This window comes from Verrucomicrobiales bacterium (assembly GCA_016793885.1).
Lineage (GTDB): Bacteria > Verrucomicrobiota > Verrucomicrobiia > Limisphaerales > UBA11320 > UBA11320.
Window position 1 is genome coordinate 1 of sequence record JAEUHE010000057.1, and the last position, 5,337, is coordinate 5,337.

General features: G+C 59.0%; 5 protein-coding genes. 2 read left to right on the forward strand and 3 right to left on the reverse strand.

Annotated elements, in window-relative coordinates:
* A partial coding sequence (locus JNN07_07570; GenBank protein MBL9167585.1) for a hypothetical protein occupies positions 1–234 on the reverse strand: 234 nt, incomplete at its 3' end.
* 337 nt (positions 235–571) lie between these two features.
* Here JNN07_07570 and JNN07_07575 point away from each other — a divergent pair.
* The gene (locus tag JNN07_07575) at positions 572–1,864 is read left to right on the forward strand and encodes a PQQ-binding-like beta-propeller repeat protein (protein ID MBL9167586.1); all 1,293 of its coding nucleotides are present in this window, start codon (positions 572–574) and stop codon (positions 1,862–1,864) included.
* Between the two features lie 17 nt (positions 1,865–1,881).
* On the opposite strand, the gene JNN07_07580 is transcribed toward JNN07_07575, so the two are convergent.
* Together JNN07_07580 and JNN07_07585 are read right to left on the reverse strand one after the other, a co-directional pair.
* Complete coding sequence (locus JNN07_07580) at positions 1,882–3,195, reverse strand: PAS domain-containing protein (GenBank protein ID MBL9167587.1); 1,314 nt, start codon at positions 3,193–3,195, stop codon at positions 1,882–1,884.
* 323 nt (positions 3,196–3,518) lie between these two features.
* Positions 3,519–4,241, reverse strand: a complete 723-nt coding sequence (locus JNN07_07585; GenBank protein MBL9167588.1) for an alpha/beta hydrolase — start codon at positions 4,239–4,241, stop codon at positions 3,519–3,521.
* Positions 4,242–4,396: 155 nt separating this feature from the next.
* Between JNN07_07585 and JNN07_07590 the strand changes: the two genes are divergently transcribed.
* Entirely contained in the window at positions 4,397–4,966 is a 570-nt protein-coding gene (locus JNN07_07590; GenBank protein ID MBL9167589.1) for an aminodeoxychorismate/anthranilate synthase component II, read from the forward strand.
* Positions 4,967–5,337: the final 371 nt, after the last annotated feature.

Sequence of the window (5,337 nt, forward strand, 5' to 3'; positions counted from 1 at the left end):
CATCACGTCTTGCCAGGTTCGCGTGGCAACGGTTGGATCCGCCGCAGAGAGGTAGGTGCGCGCCAGGTGAATGTTGAAACCAGGATGATAGGCGGATTCGTTTTTGGCGTTGAGCAGCCGAACTGCCTCGGCTTTGTCGGAGGTCCCGAGGCTTTCCTGCTTGTTCGTTGTGCGATCCTGGGCGTAGTAACGACCGCTGGCACCCCGTCGATACAATCGGTATCTTGGCTTCATAATCTTTGTCGGTTATGAGCCTAAGGCACTGAAACCAGTCCACGTTAGCGAGCAGTGGCGGAGTATCGCCGTGCTTATCCAGAGCTAGTCCAGAGTAGCTTCACAGCTGGCTATTTTGCTGGCACTGCCCGCTGGAACGAAAAGCAACCGGTTGATGCACACGCACCTCGGTTGAGGAAGAAAGGGCCGAGACGGCCCACACTACAATTGTAGAGACGTCTGTCCCCGGACGCTCCCCCAGCCTCGAGCGCAGCGGACGATCCGTTCACCCTTTCCGCTTGCTCAACTGGCAGTGAATTCGGCTAGAGTTTGCCCGTCTAAACGCTCCAGCAATAACATGAAAACAACCTTTCTCGCTGCGACCACCGCCCTCATCGCCTGGCATCAATCCGCTGTCGCTGAGCCCAGCGATTGGCCCCAATACCGGGGTCGCCATCTCGATGGCAGCACGACTGAGAAGATTTCGAAGAGCTGGCCTTCGTCGGGACTCAGAGCAGTCTGGAAAACACCGCTCAACAGCGGATTCAGCTCGTTCACCACGGGCGGAGGCAAAGCGTACACGTTGGTCACCAAGTCAGTCGAAGGTGTCAACCGCGAGACGCTGGTCGCCCTCGATGCCGACAGCGGAAAGGAAGCCTGGTCTTACCCGTTGGAGGTCAGTAAGTACGACGGTGGCGGCGACTCGGGAACCAGCGACAACAAGGGCGGAGATGGCCCCCGCAGCACCCCATCGTATGTCGACGGAAAAGTCTATGCCATTTCGCTCAAGCTGAAGTTGGTCTGCCTCGACGCCAGCAGCGGCAAGCTTGTCTGGGCTCGCAGCCTCACTGAACAGCACGGCGGCTCCAATATCCGCTGGCAAAACGCGGCTTCGCCCGTGGTGGATGGAGATTTGGTCTTCCTCGCCGGCGGCGGCGCAGGTCAGGCACTGCTCGGGTTGAACCGCCTCACCGGCGACGTGGTGTGGAAGGGTCAGGACGATTTGATGACCCACGCCACGCCGGTCGTGACGGAAATCGCCGGAGATCGCCAAGTCATCTTTTTCACCCAGTCAGGTCTGGTCTCGGTAGTCCCATCCACCGGGAAAGTTTTGTGGCGGCATAAATTTCCGTTCAGCGTGTCCACGGCAGCCTCGCCCGTCGTCTCGGGAGACATCGTGTATTGCTCCGCCGGTTATGGGGTCGGTTCCTCCGCTGTCCGGGTCAAGAAGGCAGGGGACACCTGGTCGGCAACCGAACTCTGGCGCCTCACCGGAAACAAGATCTGCAACCACTGGAGCACTCCAGTGCTGTACGGGAAACACCTCTACGGCATGTTCAGCTTCAAAGAATACGGTTCCGGCCCCATGAAGTGTGTTGAGATCGAGACCGGGAAAGAAGTTTGGGCTCAGGCGGGTTTCGGCCCCGGAAACTTGATCCTGGTCGACGGCGCCCTGCTCGCCCTCAGCGATGCCGGCGACTTAGTCTTAGTGAAACCCGATCCCTCGGGATATTCCGAACTCGCCCGGACGAAGGCAGTGGAAGGCAAGTGCTGGTCCACACCGGTGGTCAGCCATGGCAAGATCCTGGTGCGGAGCACCAAGGAAGGCGCTGCCTTCTCGGTCGGCGCTTCGTTGAGCCGTAAGGACTAGCCAAGTCCGACGGCCGGCTAGGCGGGCAATGAGGCTTGCCCTCGATGCCCGCCTCGCTTGTCGGCCAAAACACCCTGCAGTCGCAGACGCTGCACCGCCAAGGCGGCGTGGATCTGAAGGATCGCCTTTGCGAACTTAATCTTGCGCAACGGATGTCGCGAAATGACGCCCACGACCCCAATCACCTCGCCTCGATCATTCGACAGCGGTAGGCCGAGAAAGGCCTCCGCCTGGCATCGCTCCAAGCTCTTGGACCGCGTATAGTCCTTCCGCACCGCCTGCGCATGGCCCACAAACCGACGCCGCAGTAGGTCCGTCCAGGGCTCATCCTCCACCGGCAGCTCACCCGCGGAGGGAAACCGAGCATCACCAGCCGACCCGAGAACGCGGAAGCTCCCGAGGTCGCGATCCACCAGTTCCGCAGCGAAGAAGGTCTCCTCGTCAAAGGCCGCACTGCCACTGTCTACCAATTGCCTCCAGAAATCCTCGCTCGGGACCGCACCCGGCAAACTGCCCGCCAATTCCCGTAACCGACGCTCCTGCAGACGACGGTCGGTCGCATCCTGATAGAACAGCAGCGCAAACTCGTGGCCCTGAATCGATTCTCGCTGAAAGCGCACATCCGCAAACGCCTCCCCCGCCTTGCACAGGCAGCGAAACTCCCGGGGCATCTCGCCCGGAAGCACTGCTGGGTCAGCCAGCAACTCCTCGATCCACTTGAGCTGATCCTTCGGATGCAAGTCAGCTAGCGTTAAACCCAGAATCTCCTCCCGCGCAAAGCCAAACAAGCTCGCCAAGGCCGGATTCACATACAACGGCCTCCCACTCGGAAGCTCCAGTGCCAATACCCCTTCGGAGAGACCTTCCAACGCAGATTTCCAGACAGCCGTTTGAACCTCGGGCAACAAACGTCCAACCACTGCCGGACTCGGAATCCCACTCTCTCCACAGCCCAGCCGGGACAGACGATCGCAGATCGCTGTTAGAAAGGCATTCATGTCTGCGCAGGAACACACCTCACAGTCCGTCAGTCCCTGCAAACGTACGGTTCTCTTGGCCGATGCCTCCGCCGTCGCAGTGTAAATCATCATCGGGCACTTCGGCCACCGCAGGCGCAAAATCGGAGCCAGCTGAACTCCACTGATCCAGGAGAGGTCGTAGTGGAGGATGATCAAATCCGGCGCCATCTCCAATAAGTGAGTCCGAAGCTCATCCTCCCCTTGAGCCTCCACGATCCCAACGCCGGGAAATCGAATGTTCACGGCCGAACGGACTACCCATCGGTTGCTATGAACCTCATCGATGAGCAAAATTGTAAGAGGGGACGACATGCTATGCACTGGTGTTGAAAACACGAACACCCGGATGAGCAGTCAACGCCGATTGACCTAAGTCGATTGGGATTTCCCGTCCAACAAGGTTTGATGGGAAAGACCAGTACTCAGGCGTAGCTGAGCCAGTCTCGTCATGCTATCTTGTGTTTGGACCGGGACGCTTCGCGGAGAACCACGAGAGAACCGTTGACGCTAGAAACACTGTCCGAGCTGATATGTTGAAAGGGATGTATTTCACCGGATGCCGTGAGGCAAGATTAATCTGATCGAAACGCATGCAACCGACGATCGAGAGTCATGAATGAGAGTCCGACAGGCCGCTAGGCCATCCATTGACGAATCTGCGCTGCGGAAGCCTCGGCAGCGGTCGCCAAGACAGTGTGGTCAGACATCCAGATGCGCCGTGAGGCTCTTAAGCTGGGACAATGCTGCTTCAGCCATCGGACCACACCCGACCAGGGCACGATGGGATCCAAGCCTCCGTACAGATGGTGCAGCGGAATTCGACAGGTAGATGCCAACGGCCGCGGATCATTCTCCGCAATGAGGCGTAAACGCTGCAGCAGTGCCTGCTGGTCCGCCACCGTCCGGCGAGCCACAAAATCGCGTGCGCCCGCGATCAGCGTCGGGGAGTCGGAATGCCGCAGATGGGCGTAGAGGATGTAGGCGGGGAGGCACCGATGCAGCAGCCGGTGCGAAACTCGGGGGCAAAGGAAGCGTGCCGCGGACAGAAGTGTGGACGAAGGATACTTCACAAAGCCTCCGGCCAGGATCAGCCCCTGCCATCGCTGTGGGCTCCGTTTGACCAACTCCCACATCACCTGAGATCCGAAGGACTCCCCGAGCAGCCAACCCCGGTGAACTCCTTGCTCCACCAACGCCTCTTCGATTTCCCTGGCGTAGTCGGCCAGGGACCAGGTCAGGCTCCGAGGATAGGTCATTTCCACCCAACAAATACGCTCCCCCAGGGCCTGACGGAAGGCGCCAATCATGGTCCAATCCCCTTGCACGCCCGGGAGATAGATCAGTGTCGGTGCGGTCACAGGATCGCCATAGATACGCAGGCGTAGCCGTTCCAGCCCGTCTGTACAGATGGGATCCGACGCCAATGCCGCGAGGGAGCCCCTCGGGACTAGGCCATCCGGCGTTCCCTTTTGGGGTTGGCACTCAATCTCCATGATCGTTACATTGCTCCGATATGGTACTGGTCATCGATAATTACGATTCATTCACTTACAATCTCGTCCAATACCTGGGCGAGCTGAATGTGGAATTGCAGGTGCATCGCAACGACCAGATCACCATCGAGCAGGCCCGAGCGCTCAAGCCCGAGCGCATCCTGGTCTCCCCGGGACCCTGCTCGCCCAACGAAAGCGGCCTTTCCAACGACATCATTCGCGCCTTCGGCGCCGAAGTTCCCGTGTTCGGGGTTTGCCTGGGACACCAATGCATCGGCCATACTTTCGGAGCCAAAGTGGTCGTGAACTACCGAATGATGCACGGAAAAACCTCACCGATCCATCATAACGGCAAAGACCTGTTCGAGGGCATGCCCAACCCGTTCAATGCCACGCGCTATCATTCGCTGGTCATCCAGCGTGATACCGTCCCCGATTTTCTCGAGATCACCGCCGAGACCGACGAGGGTGAGATCATGGGTATCCGCCACAAGCAGCTTCCCATTTGGGGGGTCCAGTTCCATCCGGAAAGCATCCTCACCGAAAACGGAATGCAGATCATGAAGAACTTCTTGAAGCTCAAGAAATAGCTGTGGCGTTGTTCAGCCTGGCCCACACCCCATGGGCCGGCACGGCCCACGCCACAATTGTAGAGACGTCCGTCCCCGGACGTTCCCCCCCGGGCCCGGGCCGGGCCAAGAGAGACTATTGAACCGCGATGGACGCAAGGGACGCGATGTTGGATACCGAAGAAGGACAAAGTTGATCGAGGCCCATCGAGTTAAATTCGGAGTTCAGATCTCCTCTCGGGTCCCACATCGCGTCCTTCGCGTAGGTATGAGTTTTGTCCAGCGGTCCTGAAAGACTCAGGCAGCATTGCAGAACGGACGGAAACGGGGCCACCATAAGGGCCAGTTGGTCTTGCTAACTAGCTGGCGGCATTACGGGAGACCCTCGAGAA

Excerpts from the sequence above, each read along its gene's own strand:
- JNN07_07590 (MBL9167589.1), top strand. The coding sequence starts at position 4,397 with ATGGTACTGGTCATCGATAATTACGATTCATTCACTTACAATCTCGTC.
- JNN07_07580 (MBL9167587.1), bottom strand. The coding sequence starts at position 3,195 with ATGTCGTCCCCTCTTACAATTTTGCTCATCGATGAGGTTCATAGCAAC.
- JNN07_07575 (MBL9167586.1), top strand. The coding sequence starts at position 572 with ATGAAAACAACCTTTCTCGCTGCGACCACCGCCCTCATCGCCTGGCAT.